The organism is Micromonospora sp. NBRC 110037, from assembly GCF_001652995.1.
Classification (GTDB): domain Bacteria; phylum Actinomycetota; class Actinomycetes; order Mycobacteriales; family Micromonosporaceae; genus Micromonospora; species Micromonospora chalcea.
Window position 1 is genome coordinate 257,237 of record NZ_BBVA01000004.1, and the last position, 16,681, is coordinate 273,917.

At 72.4% G+C, this 16,681-nt stretch carries 14 protein-coding genes, 3 tRNA genes and 1 pseudogene; 10 read left to right on the plus strand and 8 right to left on the minus strand.

What is annotated here, in order from left to right; all coding sequences use genetic code 11:
- The first annotated feature begins 52 nt into the window (after window positions 1–52).
- Window positions 53–1,186: a cellulose binding domain-containing protein gene (locus A4R25_RS14170; protein ID WP_064447009.1), complete on the plus strand. Its 1,134-nt coding sequence runs from the start codon at window positions 53–55 to the stop codon at window positions 1,184–1,186.
- Between the two features lie 24 nt (window positions 1,187–1,210).
- On the opposite strand, the pseudogene A4R25_RS14175 reads toward A4R25_RS14170, so the two are convergent.
- Window positions 1,211–1,486, minus strand: a pseudogene (locus A4R25_RS14175) (3-methyladenine DNA glycosylase); the annotation flags it as partial.
- A gap of 43 nt (window positions 1,487–1,529) precedes the next feature.
- Between A4R25_RS14175 and A4R25_RS14180 the strand changes: the two are divergent.
- Window positions 1,530–2,924 carry a recombinase family protein gene (locus A4R25_RS14180; RefSeq protein WP_064447011.1) on the plus strand — a complete coding sequence of 465 codons (1,395 nt, stop codon included), beginning with the start codon at window positions 1,530–1,532 and terminating at the stop codon, window positions 2,922–2,924.
- Between the two features lie 171 nt (window positions 2,925–3,095).
- Here the strand turns inward: A4R25_RS14180 and A4R25_RS14185 are convergent, their stop codons facing one another.
- From A4R25_RS14185 to A4R25_RS14195, 3 genes are read right to left on the minus strand one after another with little or no spacing between them, the layout of a single operon-like run.
- Window positions 3,096–4,064, minus strand: coding sequence for a hypothetical protein (locus tag A4R25_RS14185; protein WP_064447012.1), 969 nt, complete (start codon window positions 4,062–4,064; stop codon window positions 3,096–3,098).
- A complete protein-coding gene (locus tag A4R25_RS14190) occupies window positions 4,022–4,342 on the minus strand; it encodes a hypothetical protein (RefSeq protein ID WP_064447013.1) in 321 nt (106 codons plus the stop codon). The genes A4R25_RS14185 and A4R25_RS14190 overlap by 43 nt, the downstream gene beginning before the upstream one ends.
- A 34-nt stretch (window positions 4,343–4,376) precedes the next feature.
- A complete protein-coding gene (locus tag A4R25_RS14195; RefSeq protein WP_064447014.1) occupies window positions 4,377–5,795 on the minus strand; it encodes a hypothetical protein in 1,419 nt (472 codons plus the stop codon).
- A gap of 214 nt (window positions 5,796–6,009) precedes the next feature.
- On the opposite strand from A4R25_RS14195, the gene A4R25_RS14200 reads away from it, so the two are divergent.
- The 4 genes from A4R25_RS14200 to A4R25_RS14215 all read left to right on the plus strand — a co-directional run bounded on the left by A4R25_RS14200 (window position 6,010) and on the right by A4R25_RS14215 (window position 7,375).
- Window positions 6,010–6,813, plus strand: a complete 804-nt coding sequence (locus tag A4R25_RS14200) for a fumarylacetoacetate hydrolase family protein (protein WP_013284528.1) — start codon at window positions 6,010–6,012, stop codon at window positions 6,811–6,813.
- Window positions 6,814–6,920: 107 nt separating this feature from the next.
- A tRNA-Gln gene (locus tag A4R25_RS14205) sits at window positions 6,921–6,992 on the plus strand.
- Between the two features lie 76 nt (window positions 6,993–7,068).
- A tRNA-Glu gene (locus tag A4R25_RS14210) sits at window positions 7,069–7,141 on the plus strand.
- 161 nt (window positions 7,142–7,302) lie between these two features.
- Window positions 7,303–7,375 (plus strand) — tRNA-Glu (locus A4R25_RS14215).
- A 148-nt stretch (window positions 7,376–7,523) separates the two neighbouring features.
- Here the strand turns inward: A4R25_RS14215 and A4R25_RS14220 are convergent.
- Complete coding sequence (locus tag A4R25_RS14220; RefSeq protein ID WP_013284529.1) at window positions 7,524–8,210, minus strand: IclR family transcriptional regulator; 687 nt, start codon at window positions 8,208–8,210, stop codon at window positions 7,524–7,526.
- 49 nt (window positions 8,211–8,259) lie between these two features.
- On the opposite strand from A4R25_RS14220, the gene leuC reads away from it, so the two are divergent.
- The 4 genes from leuC (at window position 8,260) to A4R25_RS14240 (ending at window position 13,197) form a co-directional block, all read left to right on the plus strand.
- Window positions 8,260–9,702 carry a 3-isopropylmalate dehydratase large subunit gene (gene leuC, locus A4R25_RS14225; protein ID WP_043325966.1) on the plus strand — a complete coding sequence of 481 codons (1,443 nt, stop codon included), beginning with the start codon at window positions 8,260–8,262 and terminating at the stop codon, window positions 9,700–9,702.
- 15 nt (window positions 9,703–9,717) lie between these two features.
- Window positions 9,718–10,305, plus strand: a complete 588-nt coding sequence (gene leuD / locus A4R25_RS14230) for a 3-isopropylmalate dehydratase small subunit (protein ID WP_043325965.1) — start codon at window positions 9,718–9,720, stop codon at window positions 10,303–10,305.
- A 159-nt stretch (window positions 10,306–10,464) separates the two neighbouring features.
- Window positions 10,465–11,070, plus strand: a complete 606-nt coding sequence (locus A4R25_RS14235) for an HU family DNA-binding protein (RefSeq protein WP_030270029.1) — start codon at window positions 10,465–10,467, stop codon at window positions 11,068–11,070.
- A gap of 135 nt (window positions 11,071–11,205) precedes the next feature.
- Window positions 11,206–13,197, plus strand: a complete 1,992-nt coding sequence (locus A4R25_RS14240) for an endonuclease/exonuclease/phosphatase family protein (RefSeq protein ID WP_064447015.1) — start codon at window positions 11,206–11,208, stop codon at window positions 13,195–13,197.
- A 6-nt stretch (window positions 13,198–13,203) separates the two neighbouring features.
- On the opposite strand, the gene A4R25_RS14245 is transcribed toward A4R25_RS14240, so the two are convergent.
- From A4R25_RS14245 to A4R25_RS31815, 3 genes are read right to left on the minus strand one after another with little or no spacing between them, the layout of a single operon-like run.
- Window positions 13,204–14,121: an NUDIX hydrolase gene (locus A4R25_RS14245; protein ID WP_064447016.1), complete on the minus strand. Its 918-nt coding sequence runs from the start codon at window positions 14,119–14,121 to the stop codon at window positions 13,204–13,206.
- Window positions 14,122–14,128: 7 nt separating this feature from the next.
- A complete protein-coding gene (locus A4R25_RS14250; protein WP_369799305.1) occupies window positions 14,129–16,426 on the minus strand; it encodes an RNA degradosome polyphosphate kinase in 2,298 nt (765 codons plus the stop codon).
- A gap of 54 nt (window positions 16,427–16,480) precedes the next feature.
- Window positions 16,481–16,678, minus strand: a complete 198-nt coding sequence (locus tag A4R25_RS31815) for a cold-shock protein (RefSeq protein WP_043330566.1) — start codon at window positions 16,676–16,678, stop codon at window positions 16,481–16,483.
- Window positions 16,679–16,681: the final 3 nt, after the last annotated feature.

Consider the following 16,681-nt stretch of genomic DNA (forward strand, 5'->3'; position numbering starts at 1 on the left):
GCTTCAGGGCCGTCACCGACCACCACGTCACAGTGACAGGAGTCCCTTCCGCATGTCCCGAAACCCCGTACGCGCCGCGCTGACCGCGCTCGCCGCGCTGCTACCGGTCCTCGCTCTCGGCCTCGCCCTCACCGCCACCACACCCCCGGCCGCCGCGGCGGCCACGCCGGTCCGCGTCATGCCACTGGGCGACTCCATCACCGGGTCGCCCGGCTGCTGGCGCGCCCTGCTCTGGAACCGCCTCCAGTCCACCGGCCACACCGACGTCGACTTCGTCGGCACGCTCGGGCCGCAGGGCTGCGGCGTGCCCTACGACGGCGACAACGAGGGCCACGGCGGCTACCTCGCGACGAACGTGGCCAACCAGAACCTGCTGCCCGGCTGGCTCGCCGCCACCCGCCCGGACGTCGTGCTAATGCACTTCGGCACCAACGACGTGTGGAGCAACATCGCGCCCGCCACGATCCTCGCCGCGTACTCGAAGCTGGTGGACCAGATGCGGGCCGCCAACCCGGCCACGACCGTGCTGGTCGCGAAGATCATCCCGATGAACCCGGCGAGCTGCCCGGAGTGCGGCCAGCGGACCGTGGCGCTCAACTCGCTCATCGACGGCTGGGCGGCCGGGAAGACCACGGCCGCCTCCCCGATCGTGGTGGTCGACCAGTGGACCGGGTTCAGCACCGCCACCGACACCTACGACGGGGTGCACCCGAACGCGGCCGGGGACCAGAAGATGTCCGACAGGTGGTACCCGGCGCTGGTCGCCGCGCTCGGCCGCGCCACGCCCGGCCCGACCACGTCCCCGACCGTCAGCCCCACGCCGTCGCCCACGCTCAGCCCGTCACCGACGACCAGCCCGTCGCCCACCGCGAGCCCGACGTCGGCGCCCGGCGGCTGCACCGCCACCTGGCGCCTCGCCGGTCAGTGGCCGGGCGGCTTCCAGGGGGAGGTGACAGTGCGCAACGACGGCGCCGCGCCGATCGCCGGCTGGACCGTGCGCTTCCCGCTCGCCGGCGGACAGCGGGTCAGCCAGGCGTGGAGCGCCGACGTGACGCAGAGCGGAACCACTGTGACCGCCCGGAACGCGAGCTGGAACGGCGCGCTGGCCCCGGCCGCCCAGACCACGTTCGGGTTCCTGGCCGAGGGAACCGCGCCGAGCCCGGCGCTGACCTGCGCGCCGAGCTGACCGTCGCGTGCCGGCCGGCCCCGCTCAGCGGTGGTCGGCCGGCACCGCCCGGTCCAGCGCGGCCAGCAGCCGGGCGCGCAACCCGGCGGCACGCTCGGCGAACCCGCGCTGCGCGGCGGCGTACTCGGCCCGGCCCTCCGGCGTCTCCACCGGCACCGGCGGGTAGCCCAGGGCGGCCAGGTCGTACGGGCTGGCGCGCATGTCCAGCGTCCGGATCTCCCGGGCCAGCTCGAAGCAGTCGGCCACGAGTTCCGCACAGACCAGCGGAGACAGCTTGTAAGCCCACTTGTAGAGATTCATGCGTATCCTCATCCCAGGCAACTTCGAGGGAGGGAACGGAGGGATGGACGTCGTCATCTACGCACGGCTCAGCCTGGACAAGCTGGGTAACGAGCTGGGCGTTGATCGGCAGCTCGAAGCCTGCCGGGAGTTGGCAGCTCGTCAGGGCTGGACCGTGACGCGGGAGCTGATCGACAACAGCATCAGCGCCACGACCGGCCGGGTCCGGCCGGCGTTCGAGAAGCTGCTCACCCTGAGCCCGAAGCCGGAGGCCATCATCGTCTGGCATCTCGACCGGCTTGTCCGCCTCACCCGTGAGCTGGACCGGGTGATCAGTTACGGCGTACCCGTCCACGCCGTGACCGCAGGGATGCTGGACTTGAGCAACCCGACCGGCGTCCTGATGGCGAACGTGGTCACGGCGTTCTCTCAGTTCGAGGGTCAGCAGAAGGCTGCTCGTCAGCGTCTGGCAGCCACGCAGCGCGCTTCCCAGGGCCGTCCCTGGTGGTCTGCTCGACCCTTCGGATACGAGCGTGACGGATCGCCTCGTAGTGGCGAAGCCGAGGCCGTTCAGCGTGCGTACCAGGATCTGTTGGCGGGGCGCTCCCTGTTGTCGATCGCCGACGAGTGGAACCGTCGGGGCATGCTCACCACCAGGGGGAGGAACTGGACGGGAGCGACTGTTCGTCAGCTCCTCATGTCTGCCAGGAACTGCGCTATCCGGACGTACGCAGGGGATGAGGTCGGCCCTGGTAACTGGGATGCCCTGGTGCCCGAGGAGATCTACCGGTCCGCTGTCCGTGTGCTCAACTCTCCGACCCGCAAGACTGGTGGTGGCGGTCCCCGTCGGAGCTTGCTGACGGGCGTCGCTACCTGTGCCAACTGTGGTGGCCCCATCCGCACGGCATGGCGTGGACGGAAGGGCGAGCAGGGTAGCTACGCCGTCTATGAGTGCAAGTTCAAGCACTGCGTGTCCCACCGTCAGGACGAGGCTGACGCCATGGTCAGCGAGCGGGTGATCCGGTTCCTGACCGCGCCGCAGTTCGCGGAAGCGTTCGAGCAGAGCGAGGACGATCTGCCTGATCAGCAGATGAGGGACGAACTGGGGAGCCTGCGGTCACGGCTCGATGATCTGGCCACCGACTACGCTGCCGGACTCGTTACGCGATCGCAGTTTCTGACTGCATCCCAGACCATGCGCAGTCGGGTGGATGAGTTGGAGGATCAGCTATCCCAGTTGGGGAGTGACAGCGCCGTCAAGGGCGTCACCGGGATGACGGACGAGCAGGTGCGCCGTCACTGGGATGGGTTGGATGTAGACCGCAGGCGGTCCCTGATCCTGGCGGTTGTCGTGAGCTGTCGTCTCCGCCAGAAGGGGCGTGGCGTCCGCCGCACCGATGAGCGGCATGTCGATGTGTTGTTCAGGGCGGGAGACCCCGCGAAGGTCGCGAGCATCTGAGCCAGGGGAGGAACCGAACCGGGAAGAGGGCCCCGAAGGGGCCCATCTTCGGGTTCCTGATCTTCGGGTTCTCCGCCGACGCATGAACACCAGGGAGCGCAGTGATCCTGTGGCGCGGACGCTTCGCGTCAGTGCCCCTGCATCCCAAGAACCGGGGCAAGATGGCGGATGCTATGACGTAGCGGTGCGGAGAGGGTGTCTCAGGGGGTCATGCCCCACCCTTGCCGGTGGCTCCGCTCCCTCAAGCAGCGCCGCACACACATCGATCAACCGGGCACGTAGCCGGCCCGCGCGCTGCGAGAACGCGCGTTGACGAGCGACGTACTCGGCCTTGCCCTCGGGTGTCTCGATGGCCACCGCCGGTTCCCCGTAGGAGGAGAAGTCGTACGGGGACGCCTGCATGTCGAGTAGCCGGATGTCCCTCGCCAGCTCGAAACAGTCGAGCGCCAGATCCCCCGGCACCGCAGGGCCCAGCTTGGTTGCCCACTTGTGGCAGTCCATCGAGGCATGTAAGCAGCCTGGCTGGTCAAGCTCTACCTGGCTCTCCCTCGTTGGTTGGAGCCGGTTGAGGCTGACTGCGTCAGGGGTGAAGAACCGGAACGCATCGAAGTGCGTGCAGCGGATCTGGTGAGACTCGACTACCGCGTCAGTTCCCTCTTGCCCAAGTCGCAGGGGGAGTGGATGCCGATGTTCACGTTGGCGGTACACCATCGCCCACTCATGCAGGCCGAAGCAGCCAGTGAAGGCTGGTCGCGACGCGATCGCGGACAACAGCCGGTGGATGAAGCGCACCGACTCAGCTCGGTCGGCGAGGAAGGCTGTGACGTCGAAGCTCACGACTCCGTCTGCGTCGGTGCCGTACCAACGCCACTGTCGGTGTGGGGCGGGGCCGTTCGGTCCGGGCTCCAAGGAGATGCCCACGCCCGGGTGCCAGCGTCGGAGCACAGAGGGTCGGGTGCCGTAGTAGTCGTACAAGAAGTCATCGATCGCGTGGCGCTCCCTCGTGGCCCTGCGGGCACGGTGGCCTGCGGTAAGTGAGTCGGCACGCTTCTCGTGAGCTTCGAAGAGGGGAAGCCAGCTCGCGGCGGGGATGCTGGTCAACGGCTCGGACCCTTGTTGTCCGCTTCGTGCCGCTTGCATACCCCCCACTCGAAGTGGCTGCACCGCACGCCGCGCTCCTCGGCCACCGCCGCCGTCGCCGCCGGGCTCAGCCGCAGCGGCCAGGAGTTGTGCCGTACCTGCTCCTGGGCCGGCCGGTGCGAGTAGTAGGTGAAGAGGAAGTCCTCCACCGGATGCTTCACGCCCGCCCGGCGGCGGCCGAGATGCGGCGTCAGCCAGGCGTCCACCCGCTGCTCGTGGGCGGCCCGGCGCGCCTGCCAGTCGGCGACGTCGAGCGCGGGGGCGAGGGCGGCGGTCACGCACCCCAGGGTACGACCGCCGCCCGTCGCCGGGTCACGGCACGTCCACCCGCACGCCTGCGGAGAAGACGCCGCTGCGCAGCTCCAGCCGCTTCGGCGGCTCGTCGCCGCGCATGGTGAACACCAGTGGCAGCAGCACCCGCCGCCCGGCGGCCACCGGCTGGGAGAACACGTCCCGGCCGAGGTTCGCCACCCGGGTCGCGTCCTCGTCGGCGGCCACCCAGTTCCCGCTCGGCAGGTACGCGCGCTGCAACTGCCCGTGCCAGGTCTGGTCCTCGTTCGTGACGTTGCGCACCCCGACCGTGGCCAGACAGGGGCGTCCGCCGCCGGGCGCCGCCGGCAGGACGTCCGCGCCGCAGCTCACCCGGTAGACGGTGAACTCGAACGCGGTCTCCCGCAGCGGCTGGCCCAACGCGCCGGTGACGCTGCTGCCCACCCACGCGCCGCTCGTCGGCTGCTTGGTGGTGTCCATCGCCGCCACCCGCTGCGTGGCCGACCAGGCCGCCGCGCCGACCACCCCGGCCAGCACCGCCGCCGCCACGCCCACCACCAGCCAGACCGGCGGCCGGCGACGGCGGCTCGCGGGCGCCGGCACCGCAGTACGCGGATAGACCGTGCCCCGTTCGGCCGGGCTGCCCTGCCCCGGGACGCCGCTTCCCGGCGCGCCGGGACCGGCGGACATCGCCCCGCCTCCGGACAGGCCGGTGCCCGCCGTCGCGGCCGTGCGCCGGCGGCGGCGCCACAGGGCCCACCACAGCACGCCCGCGGTCACCACCAGCAACGCGGTGAACGCGGCAAGCAGCACCGGTGGCCGCCGCCAGGCCGGGGCGGCCGTCACCTGCGCCGCCGGGGCCGTCGCGGCCCCCACCCAGGTCGCCGTGGCGCAGTCGTACGGGCGCGTGCCGTCGGTGCCGTAGACGCAGGTGGGCGCGGTCACCGACCGGCCCGGGCCGGGAACCGACAGCGCGGTGTGCAACGTGGTGGTGCTCTTCGCCGGCAGGCGCAGCCGCCACGTCACCTCCCCGGCGCTGGACCCGGCGGGCCGGGTGGTCCGCCCGCCGCCGGTCACCGTGGTGGCCCGCGACCCGCTCGGCAGCTCCTGCCGCACCATCGTGTCGACCGGCGCCGTGCCGGCGTTGCGGACCTCGATCCGGTAACCCGGCGCCGGAGTGCCCGCCGCGCCGACCGCCACGCTCACCGGCGGCATCGACGGGCGGACCGGCGCCGGGCCGGTGGTCGGCACCGCCGGCGGGACCGCCGGCACGCCGGTCGGGATCGGGGTCGCCCCCGCGCCGGGCAGGGCGACCGGGACGGCGGCCGGCGGTGGAGCCGGTCGGGCGGGGGTTTCGGCCGCGCGGGGCGTCGCCGGGGACAGCGCCGGTACGGCGGCGATGACGCCGAGGCAGTTCACGAACACTGCCAGGGCCTTGTGGTGTCGTCTCGATGCAGGCATACCAACGAACCTCCGGAACCGAAGCTATGGGCCGGGCCCCGCCGGGCGGGTACGAAGCCGCCATTCCCGCCCCGTCCGGCGCGATCCGGCGTACCCTGTCGCTCTCTCGCCGGTCCCGGCGCCGGCGGGCGGCGAGGGGTGCGGCGCGGGCCGCCCGGGCGCGCTGCCTGCCGGTGTCCGACGGGCGACGCGCGGGCGGGGATAGATTGGCCGGGTGCGTATCGCTCGTTTCGCTCATGCCAAGGGAATGTCGTTCGGGGTCGTCGAGGGCGAGCCGGAGGCCGGGCCGCAGGGCCTGACCATCGCCGAGATCGAGGGCCACCCGTTCGGGCAGATCCAGTTCTCCGGCGCCCGCTGGGCGCTCTCCGACGTCCGGCTGCTGTCGCCGATCCTGCCCAGCAAGGTGGTCTGCGTCGGCCGCAACTACGCCGAGCACGCCGCCGAACACGGCAGCGAGGTGCCGAAGGAGCCGCTGCTCTTCCTCAAGCCGTCCACGTCGGTCATCGGTCCGCGCGACGCGATCCGGCTGCCGATCTTCTCCAAGCAGGTCGAGCACGAGGCGGAACTCGCCGTGGTGATCGGCGCTCCGGGCGCCCGCCGGGCCGACCGGGCCGCCGCCGAGCGGGCCATCTTCGGCTACACCTGCGCCAACGACGTCACCGCGCGGGACCTCCAGCGCTCCGACGGCCAGTGGACCCGCGCCAAGGGCTTCGACTCGTTCTGCCCGATCGGGCCGTGGATCACCACCGGGCTCGACGTGAGCGACCTGGAGATCCGGTGTGAGGTGGGCCGCAACCCGGAGGAGATGGAGGTACGCCAGCTCGGCCGGACCAAGGACATGGTGTTCGACGTACCGGGCCTGGTGTCGTACATCTCGCACGTGATGACGCTGCTGCCCGGCGACGTGGTCCTGACCGGCACGCCGGCGGGGGTTAGTCCGCTCACCGAGGGGGATACGGTCACCGTGCGGATCCAGGGGATCGGGGAGCTCAGCAACCCGGTGGTCCCTGTCGCCTGATTCGCTCCGATGCCTCGTTTCCGCTGGTCAGGTGGGTTTCGAGGGGTTGGATTTGGCCTGTCGGCACCGGGAGGGTAAAGTTCATTCCCGGCGCCGCAAGGGGCCAATGGGGTATGGGGTAATTGGCAGCCCGACTGATTCTGGTTCAGTTAGTCTAGGTTCGAGTCCTGGTACCCCAGCGCAGCCGCGGGTTCGCAAGAGCTCGCGGACGCTGGATTCCGGCAGCTCACGCTGGCGGAGTGCAATGAAGGTTCTGGCCCCGTCGTCTAGCGGCCCAGGACGCCGCCCTCTCAAGGCGGTAGCGCCGGTTCGAATCCGGTCGGGGCTACAGCACCGACAGCCCGTCCCGTTTCCCCGGGGCGGGCTTTTTGCTGTCCGGGCAACGTTTTCCGCGTGCGGTGGGGTGACCCCCGCGGCGCGGTGCCGGACGCGATGCCGCTAGACTACTGCCACGCCACCCGGCAGGGCGGCGAAGCAGGAAAAGTGCCTGGCCCCGTCGTCTAGCGGCCCAGGACGCCGCCCTCTCAAGGCGGTAGCGCCGGTTCGAATCCGGTCGGGGCTACGTCACCGAACGGCCCGTCTCGCTACGCGAGGCGGGCCGTTCGCATTCCCCGCCCCACCCCGTTGATCATGAAGTTAGCGGCAGTCTGGGAGATCAAAAATGCCGCCAACTTCATGATCAACGCGAGAGGGGGGTGGGGGTGGGTGGGTCAGAGGCCGGAGAGGCGCTGGCCGGCTCGGACGACGGCCATGGCGTGGCGTTCTCCGGGGCGGCGGCCGAGGCGCTCGATCGGGCCGGAGATGCTGATCGCGGCGATCACCCGGCCGGTGCGGTCCCGGATCGGCGCCGAGACGCTCGCCACACCCGCCTCCCGCTCCGCGACGCTCTGGGCCCAGCCGCGCCGCCGCACCTCGGCCAGCGTGCGGCCGGTGAACTTGGAGCGGGGGAGCAGCGGCATGACCGCCTCCGGCGGCTCCCAGGCGAGCAGGATCTGCGCCGCCGACCCGGCGGTCATCGGCAGCACCGAGCCGACCGGGACGGTGTCCCGCAGGCCGCTGGCACGCTCGGCGGCGGCCACGCAGATCCGCTCGTCGGCGCGCCGCAGGTAGAGCTGGGCGCTTTCGCCGGTGGCGTCCCGTAGCGCGGCGAGCAGCGGCTCGGCGGCGGTCAGGAGCACGTCCGGGGCCGCGTTCGCCAGCTCGCCCAGGCGTGGACCCGGGCGCCAGCGCCCCTGGGTGTCCCGGACGAGCATCCGGTGGATCTCCAGCGCCTGTGCCAGCCGGTGCGCGGTGGCCCGGGGCAGCTTGGTGCGTTCAACGAGTTCGGCCAGGCTGGCGCCGTCGACACAGGCGGCCAGGATGACCACCGCCTTGTCGAGAACGCCGACACCGCTCATACTGTGTCCCACAAGACGAAATTTACCTCCCAGAATTTAGGATGTCCAGATGGTGGGAGTCACTCAACCGAGGACCCTGGCCGAGAAGGTCTGGGACGCACACGTGGTCCGCTCCGCCGACGGCGAGCCGGACCTGCTCTTCATCGACCTGCACCTGCTGCACGAGGTGACCAGCCCGCAGGCGTTCGACGGGCTGCGTCTGGCCGGGCGCGGGGTCCGCCGTACCGACCTGACGATCGCGACGGAGGACCACAACACCCCGACCGGGTACGACGACCCGGCGTTCCGCCTCCGGCGCGGCGACCTGCTCACGATCGCGGACCCCACCTCCCGCACCCAGATCGAGACGCTGCGTCGCAACTGTGCCGAGTTCGGCGTCCGCCTGCACGCGCTGGGCGACGAGAACCAGGGCATCGTGCACGTCATCGGCCCGCAGCTCGGCCTCACCCAGCCCGGCATGACGATCGTGTGCGGCGACTCGCACACCGCCACCCACGGCGCGTTCGGCGCGCTCGCGTTCGGCATCGGCACCAGTGAGGTCGAACACGTGCTGGCCACGCAGACGCTGCCGCAGGCCCGGCCGAAGACCATGGCCGTGAACGTGGTCGGCGAGCTGGCGCCCGGCGTCACCGCCAAGGACCTGGTGCTCGCGCTGATCGCGCAGGTCGGCACCGGCGGCGGTCGCGGTCACATCGTCGAGTACCGGGGCGAGGCGATCCGCGACCTCTCCATGGAGGGGCGGATGACCATCGCCAACATGTCCATCGAGTGGGGCGCCAAGGCCGGCATGATCGCGCCGGACGAGACCACGTTCGCGTACCTGAAGGGGCGGCCCAACGCGCCCCAGGGCGACGCCTGGGACGCGGCGCTGGAGTACTGGCGGACGCTGCCCACCGACGACGGCGCGACGTTCGACACCGAGGTCACGCTCGACGCGAGCCGGATCACGCCGTTCGTCACCTGGGGCACCAACCCCGGGCAGGGTGTGCCGCTGGGCGCGACGGTGCCGGCCCCGGAGGACTTCGTCACCGAGCCGGAGCGGGTCGCCGCCCGGCGCGCGCTGGAGTACATGGACCTCACCCCGGGCACGCCGATGCGTGACCTGGCCGTGGACGTGGTCTTCGTCGGCTCCTGCACCAACGGCCGCCTGGAGGACCTGCGTGCCGCCGCCGACGTGCTGCGCGGGCACCGCGTCGCCGACGGCGTACGCATGCTCGTGGTCCCCGGCTCGGCCGCGGTCCGCGAGGCGGCCGAGATCGAAGGGCTGGACAAGGTCTTCACCGAGGCCGGCGCCGAGTGGCGTTTCGCCGGCTGCTCCATGTGCCTGGGCATGAACCCGGACACGCTGAAGCCGGGTGAGCGTTCCGCCTCGACCTCCAACCGCAACTTCGAGGGCCGCCAGGGCCGGGGCGGGCGTACCCACCTGGTGTCCCCGCCGGTCGCCGCCGCCACCGCCGTGGTCGGCCGGCTGGCCGCCCCCGCCGACCTGTAGAAGGGCAGCCGAGAGATGGACAAGTTCACCACCCACACCGGCACCGCCGTGCCGCTGCGCCGATCCAACGTGGACACCGACCAGATCATCCCCGCCGTGTACCTCAAGCGGGTGACCCGGACCGGATTTGCCGACGGTCTGTTCAACGCGTGGCGGGAGGACCCGTCATTCGTCCTCAACGATCCCGTCCATTCGGGTGCGTCGATTCTGATCGCCGGCCCCGAGTTCGGCACCGGATCATCCCGGGAGCACGCCGTCTGGGCGCTGCGGGACTGGGGCTTCCGGGCCGTCATCTCGCCCCGCTTCGGCGACATCTTCCGCGGCAACGCGCTCAAGGAAGGCCTCCTTCCGGTCGAGCTGGAATTGAAAGCCGTGGAAGAACTGTGGGATCTCGTGGAATCCGAGCCGACCACGCCGATCACTGTCGACCTCGCCGCCCGCCAGGTCCACGCCGGTGACGCCACCTGGGCGTTCCCGCTGGACGACCACAGCCGCTGGCGGCTGATGGAGGGCTTGGACGACATTGGACTCACCCTCCGGCACGAGGCGGAGATCGCCTCGTACGAGGCGTCCCGGCCGTCGTTCCTGCCCTCGGTAGCCTGACTCCGGCCCGAATTCGCCCCCACCGGTGCGCCCGGTGGGGGCGAATCCGTTACGACACAAGGGCTTTTTTCCACCGAATGTTTGTGTCCAGGCAGCACAGGGCATAACGTGCGCGCAGAATGGCTCGCGTCGAGTCAGTTGCACAATCGGGAGGAAGTCGTGAACAAGGCCGAGCTCATCGAGGCGCTCGCCGTTCGCCTGGGGGACCGGAAGACGGCGACGGCCGCGCTCGACGCGGTTCTCGCTGAGGTCCAGGCGGCGGTCACCAAGGGCGAGAAGGTGGCGATCACCGGTTTCGGAGCGTTCGAGAAGCGCGTCCGGGGAGCCCGAACAGCGCGCAATCCGCGTACCGGCGAGGCGGTGAAGGTCAAGAAGACCTCCGTCCCGACGTTCCGGGCGGGCGCGGGCTTCAAGGAGATGGTGGCCAGCGGCAAGGTGCCGAAGGACACCGCCGCCGCGAAGAAGACCACCGGCGCCGCGAAGAAGACCACAGCGGCGAAGACCACCGCGGCCGCGAAGAAGACCACGGCGGCGAAGGCCACCAAGACCACCGCTACCAAGAAGGCCGCGCCGGCGAAGAAGGCCGCCGCGACCAAGACCACGGCGGCGAAGAAGACGACCGCGGCGAAGTCCACCGCGGCGAAGAAGACCACCACCGCCAAGAAGACGACCGCGGCGAAGTCCGCCACGGCCAAGAAGACCACGGCGGCCAAGAAGGCGCCCGCGAAGAAGGCACCGGCCAAGAAGGCCGCCACCCGGCGCTGACCGGACGGCCCACGAAAGGGCGGCCACCGTTGCCGGTGGGCGCCCTTTCGCATGGGTACGCCGTTGACCGCCCGCCGTCGCGCCCCGCAGAATCGCCGTGCCGAAAACCCCCGTCGGTCACGAGAAGAGGCGCCCGTGCGGCACCGTCACCTCTCCACCCTCACGCTCGCGCTCGGTATCGCGGTCCTGCTGGACGTGCTGCGGGTCTGGCTCCCGTCGGTCATCACCCTCTTCGGGCGGGCCGCCGAGACACCGGCCGAGCTGCTCGGCGCGTTCGCGCTCGGCTGGTTCCTGCTTGCGCTCGCCGCGCCTGCGCTCGTACGCCGCACCGGCGCCGCCCCGGTCGGACTCGTCGCCGCCGTTGTGCTGGCGGCGGCGCGGCTGGCGCTCACCGCGCAACCCGGTGGTCCGGCCCAGCTCTGGCTGGCCTGCGCCGGGCTGCTCGCCGGCCTGGTCTGGCTCGCCGCCACCGCCGCGTCCGTGCCCCGGCCGGTGGCCGGGCTGGCGCTGGGCATGGCCGGGAACGCGGTCGGGCACGCCCTGCTCGGCACCGAGGACCTGGTGTGGCGCGGCGGTGTGCTCGCCTGGAGCCTGAGCGCCCTGCTGGTGCCGGCGTTCCTGGCCGCCTCGGTGGCGGTACGGCGGGAGCGGGCGGACACGTCGGCGGCGGGGCCGTCCCCGACGGGCGCGGGCCACGGCACAACCGGGCGGCGTATCCGCGTTCCGGGACGCCGGGCCTGGCTGCTGTGCGGGCCGGCGCTGCTGCTGGCCGGTCAGGTGGCGCTCGCCCCGGCGCTCTGGAGCGCCGCCGCCGGCACCGGATCGCCTGACTTCCCCGGCCTCGCCCGTCCCGGCAGCGGTGCCCTGCCGGGCGCGCTCGCGGTGCTGCTGTTCCTCGCGGCGGCGTTGTTCCGGGCACCGGCGCGCGTGGCGCGGGTGCTGTGGCCACTGGCGTTGCTCGCCGGGTCGGTGCTGTTCGTGACCGGGCATCTCGTTCCGGCGTACCTGCTCACCGCCGCCGGTCTCGGCGGCTGCCTGGCCCTCACCGACACGACCGGCGACGGGCCCGCAGCCGCCGACGACGCGGCCGGGCCGGGCGACGACGGACGGGCGGGGGCGCGACGCGGGCGGGCGGCGGCGCTCGGGATGCTGGTGTTCGCGGTGGCCACGGTGGCCTACTACGCCGCCTACGACCTGGGGTACCCCAACGGCTGGGCGCCGGTCGCCACGGCCGTCCTGGTGGCTCTGGTGGCGGCTACCGCGCCTCTCCGGCCCGCACCGACGGCACCCGACCCGACGGCGCCCGGCGCAGCCGCACCCGGCCCGGTGCTGCCGACCACGGTCCGGGTCGCGGCCCTGGCCGCGCTCACCGCGCTGGCCGGGCTCGCCGCCGTGCTGCACGTACCGCCCGCGCCGGCCCGGGCCACGGCCGCGCCGGCGGCGGTACGGGTGGCCGCGTACAACATCCGGATGGGGTTCGGCCTGGACGGCCGGCTGGACCTCGACGCGCTGGCCCGGGAGCTGCGCGGCGCGGACATCGTGCTGCTCAGCGAGGTGGACCGGGGCTGGTGGCTCAACGGCGGCCACGACACGCTGGCGTTGCTGGCCCGGCGGCTGGAGATGCCGTACGTCTTCGCGCCCGCCGCCGACCCGGTCTGGGGCGACGCGGTGCTCAGCCGGTTCCCGGCGCGCTCCGGGCAGACGCGGCGGCTGACCGCGCACGGCGCGCCGACCGGTGCGCAGGCCCTCGGCGTCACGCTCGACCTCGGTGGTCGCGAGCTGGCAGTGGTGGCCACGCACCTGCAACCGCCGCCCGGCCGGGATCCGGTGGAGCAGGCCCGCGAGGTGGCCGCGTTCGCCGGCCGGTACGCCGCCGGCCGTCCGCTGGTGCTCGGTGGCGACCTGAACACCGAGCCGGCCGACCCGGCGTTCGCCGAGTTCACCGGCGCCGGGCTGGTGGACGCGCTGGCCCCGGCCCGGCCGTTGCGGACCAGCCCGGCCGACGACCCGCGCACCCAGATCGACCACGTCTTCGTCTCCCCGGGCCTGACCGCCACCGAGGTACGCGCGCCGCGTACCGAGGCCAGCGACCACCTCCCGGTGACGCTCACCGTCACGCTGCCCTGAGCCGCCTCACAGCCGGTCCGGGAGGACCAGCCGGTCACCGGCGAACGGCAGCAGCCAGCCACCGCCCTTGGCGGTGGTGAAGTCCTCGTCCACGCGGCCGGTGAGCCGTTCCAGCGCGCCCGGGATCACCTTGCCCTGGCTGCACACCGCCACCGTCCCGGCGGCCTGCGCCAGCGCGACCAGGCGGGCCGCGGCGGCGAGCGCGCACTCCTCGGCCTGCTGGCCCGGCTCCGGCTCGTCGAAGTCGCCGCACACCTCGATCGGCAGGTCCAGCCGGGCCGCGGCCGGACTCAGCGTCTGAACGCAGCGGCGCGCCGAGGCGGAGCACAGGCGGGCCGGGCGGACCAGGGCCACGAGCGGCACCAGCGCCAGCGCCTGGGCCTGCCCGTCGTCGTCCAGCGGGCGCCCGTGGTCCGGGCCGGTCCAGGTGCCGCGCTTGCCGGCGCTGGCGTGCCGCACCAGCAGCACGGTCGCGGTGACCGGCGGAAGCGCCGCGAACGCGGCGATCACCTCGGCGTCGTGCGGGTAGCTGACCCGGCGTACCGCGTCGTCGACCGGGAACCAGGCCACGTCGTCGACCTCGGTGCCGGGCTGGAAGCCGCCGGCGCCGGCCGCCCGCATGGACCAGTAGTCGACCGCCTTGGCGTGACCCTCGCTGCGGTAGCGGACGGTGGGCAGGCGCACCTGCGGCACCGCGCGTACGTCGGTCTCCTCGGCGACCTCACGGACGGCGGCGACCAGCGGATGCTCGCCGCGGTCCAGCTTGCCCTTCGGCAACGACCAGTCGCCGTACCGGGGGCGGTGCACGAGGCAGACCTCGACGCCGGCCGGGCCCGGGCGCCACACCACGCCGCCCGCGGCCCGGATCCGTACCGGCTCGTCGTCGCTCACCCGCTCACCGTATGCCCGCCCGGCACGCGCCACGGCCCGCTCAGTCCGCCCGGCCGCCGACCCGGCGCAGCAACAGGTCCTGCAGGTGGGTCAGCGGCGTGTCGCCGTCGCCGGTACGCCGGTGCCAGGTGCCGTCGGCGGCCAGCTCGAACGCGTCCACGTCGGGGTCGAACGCGGCGGTGAGGACGTGGTCCAGCTCGGCGCGGGCCACCGGATCGCTCACCTGCACCAGCGCCTCGACCCGGCGGTCCAAGTTGCGGTGCATCAGGTCGGCGGAGCCCATCCAGAACTCGGCGTCGCCGTTGTTGCCGAACCGGAAGATCCGGGAGTGCTCCAGGAACCGGCCGAGAATCGAGCGGACCCGGATGTTCTCCGACAGCCCCGGCACGCCCGGCCGCAGCGTGCACATGCCCCGGATCAGCAGGTCCACGTGCACGCCGGCCCGCGACGCCCGGTAGAGCGCGTCGGTGATCTCCTCGTCCACCAGGGAGTTCACCTTGAACTGCACCAGCCCCGGCATGCCCAGCCGGACGTGCTCGATCTCCCTGTCGATGCGCTCGATCAGGCCGCTGCGGATGCCCTGCGGCGCCACCAGCAGCCGCCGGTACGCGGTCTGCCGGCTGTAGCCGGTGAGCACGTTGAACAGGTCGGTCAGGTCGGCGCCGATCTCCGGGTCGGCGGTGAGCATGCCGAAGTCCTCGTAGAGCCTTGCCGTCTTCGGGTGGTAGTTGCCGGTGCCGATGTGGCAGTACCGGCGGATCTGGTTGCCCTCCTGGCGTACGACGAGCGCGGTCTTGCAGTGCGTCTTGAGGCCCACCAGGCCGTACACCACGTGGCAGCCGGCCCGTTCCAGCGTGCGCGCCCAGCCGATGTTCGCCACCTCGTCGAAGCGCGCCTTCAGCTCCACCAGCACCACCACCTGCTTGCCGGCGGCGGCCGCGTCGACCAGCGCGTCCACGATCGGGGAGTCGCCGCTGGTGCGGTAGAGCGTCTGCTTGATGGCGAGCACGTTCGGGTCGGCCGCGGCCTGCTCGACGAAGCGCTGCACGCTGGTGGCGAACGAGTGGTACGGGTGGTGCACCAGCACGTCGCCGTCGCGCAGCGTGGCGAAGACGCTGCGCGGCACCTCGCCCTCGGCCAGGCGCGGATGGGTGGCCGGCACGAACGACGGGTCCTTCAGGTCGGGCCGGTCCGCCTCGCCGTAGACCTGCCACAGCGCGGACAGGTCGAGCAGCCCGCGTACCCGCAGCACGTCGTGGTCGTCCATGTCCAGCTCGCGGACGAGCAGCTCCAGCATGTGGTCGGAGATGGACGCGGCCACCTCCAGGCGTACCGGCGGACCGAACCGGCGCCGGGCCAGTTCCCGTTCCAGCGCCTGGAGCAGGTCCTCGTCGCGGTCCTCGTCCACCTCGACCTCGGCGTTGCGGGTCACCCGGAACAGATGGCACTCGACCACCTGCATGCCGGAGAAGAGCTGGCCGAGGTGCACCGAGATGAGGTCCTCCACCGGCAGGAACCGCACGCCCGGCTGCTCCCGGTGGACCCGGACGAACCGGGGCACGTTGTTCGGCACCTTGACCCGGGCGAACAGCTCCGAGCCGCCGTCCGGGTCGCGTACCGAGACGGCCAGGTTCAGCGACCGGCCGGAGATGTACGGGAACGGGTGCGCCGGGTCGACCGCCAGCGGGGTGAGCACCGGGAAGATGTGCTCCCGGAACCAGGTGCGCAGCCGCTCCCGCTCGGCGTCGTCCAGGTCGCTCCAGCGCAGGATGCGGATGTCCTCGGCGGCGAGCTTCGGCAGCACGTCGTCGACCAGGCAGGCGGCGTGCCGGGCGACCAGGCCGGCGGCCTTCTCGGTGACGAGTTCGAGCTGGGTGCGCAGCGGCAGCCGGTCGCCACCGCGTACCGGCAGGCCGGCGGAGAGGCGGCGCTTCAACCCGGCCACCCGGACCATGTAGAACTCGTCCAGGTTGCTGGCGAAGATGGCCAGGAACTTCGCCCGTTCCAGCAGCGGGGTGCGCGGGTCCTCGGCGAGCGCCAGCACCCGGGCGTTGAAGTCGAGCCAGGACAGCTCCCGGTTGAGGAAGCGGTCCTCCGGCAGCGGCTGCGCCGGTGGCGACCCGGCGTCCGGGCCGGTCTCGTCCGGGCCCTCGACCGGGTCGAGCGGCTCGTCCAGCCCGGTGGCGCCGGCCGCGTCCGGGTCGGCGCCGAGGCGCTCCTCCGGGGGCCGGGGCTGGCGGAACCGCCCGTCCGGGCCGCGGCTGGGGCGGCCGTTGCGGGGCGGGCCGGGGTCGAGGATCGGCGGCGGGCCGTCGGGGTGCTCGCGAGGGGTGCTCACCACCTCATGATTCCCCGATAAGGGTGAACGGAAAATGAACTCCGGCCAGGTTGTTCACGCCATGGTCGGCAAGGTCACCCGGACGACCTCGCCGTCGGCGTCCCGCTCGATCCGGACACGCTGCCCCAATCGGAGCAGCCGCAGCCCGGAGGCGTCGAACGCGCGGGCCGGGAACGCCAGCTCGGTGCCGTCGTCGAGCAGCAGCACGCCGCTGCGGGTCGACGCGTCGTAGGTGGCCACCGTGCCCTGCATGCC

Excerpts from the sequence above, each read along its gene's own strand:
- A4R25_RS14170 (WP_064447009.1), top strand. The coding sequence starts at position 53 with ATGTCCCGAAACCCCGTACGCGCCGCGCTGACCGCGCTCGCCGCGCTG.
- A4R25_RS14180 (WP_064447011.1), top strand. The coding sequence starts at position 1,530 with ATGGACGTCGTCATCTACGCACGGCTCAGCCTGGACAAGCTGGGTAAC.
- A4R25_RS14185 (WP_064447012.1), bottom strand. The coding sequence starts at position 4,064 with ATGCAAGCGGCACGAAGCGGACAACAAGGGTCCGAGCCGTTGACCAGC.
- A4R25_RS14195 (WP_064447014.1), bottom strand. The coding sequence starts at position 5,795 with ATGCCTGCATCGAGACGACACCACAAGGCCCTGGCAGTGTTCGTGAAC.
- A4R25_RS14220 (WP_013284529.1), bottom strand. The coding sequence starts at position 8,210 with ATGAGCGGTGTCGGCGTTCTCGACAAGGCGGTGGTCATCCTGGCCGCC.
- leuC (WP_043325966.1), top strand. The coding sequence starts at position 8,260 with ATGGTGGGAGTCACTCAACCGAGGACCCTGGCCGAGAAGGTCTGGGAC.
- leuD (WP_043325965.1), top strand. The coding sequence starts at position 9,718 with ATGGACAAGTTCACCACCCACACCGGCACCGCCGTGCCGCTGCGCCGA.
- A4R25_RS31815 (WP_043330566.1), bottom strand. The coding sequence starts at position 16,678 with ATGCAGGGCACGGTGGCCACCTACGACGCGTCGACCCGCAGCGGCGTG.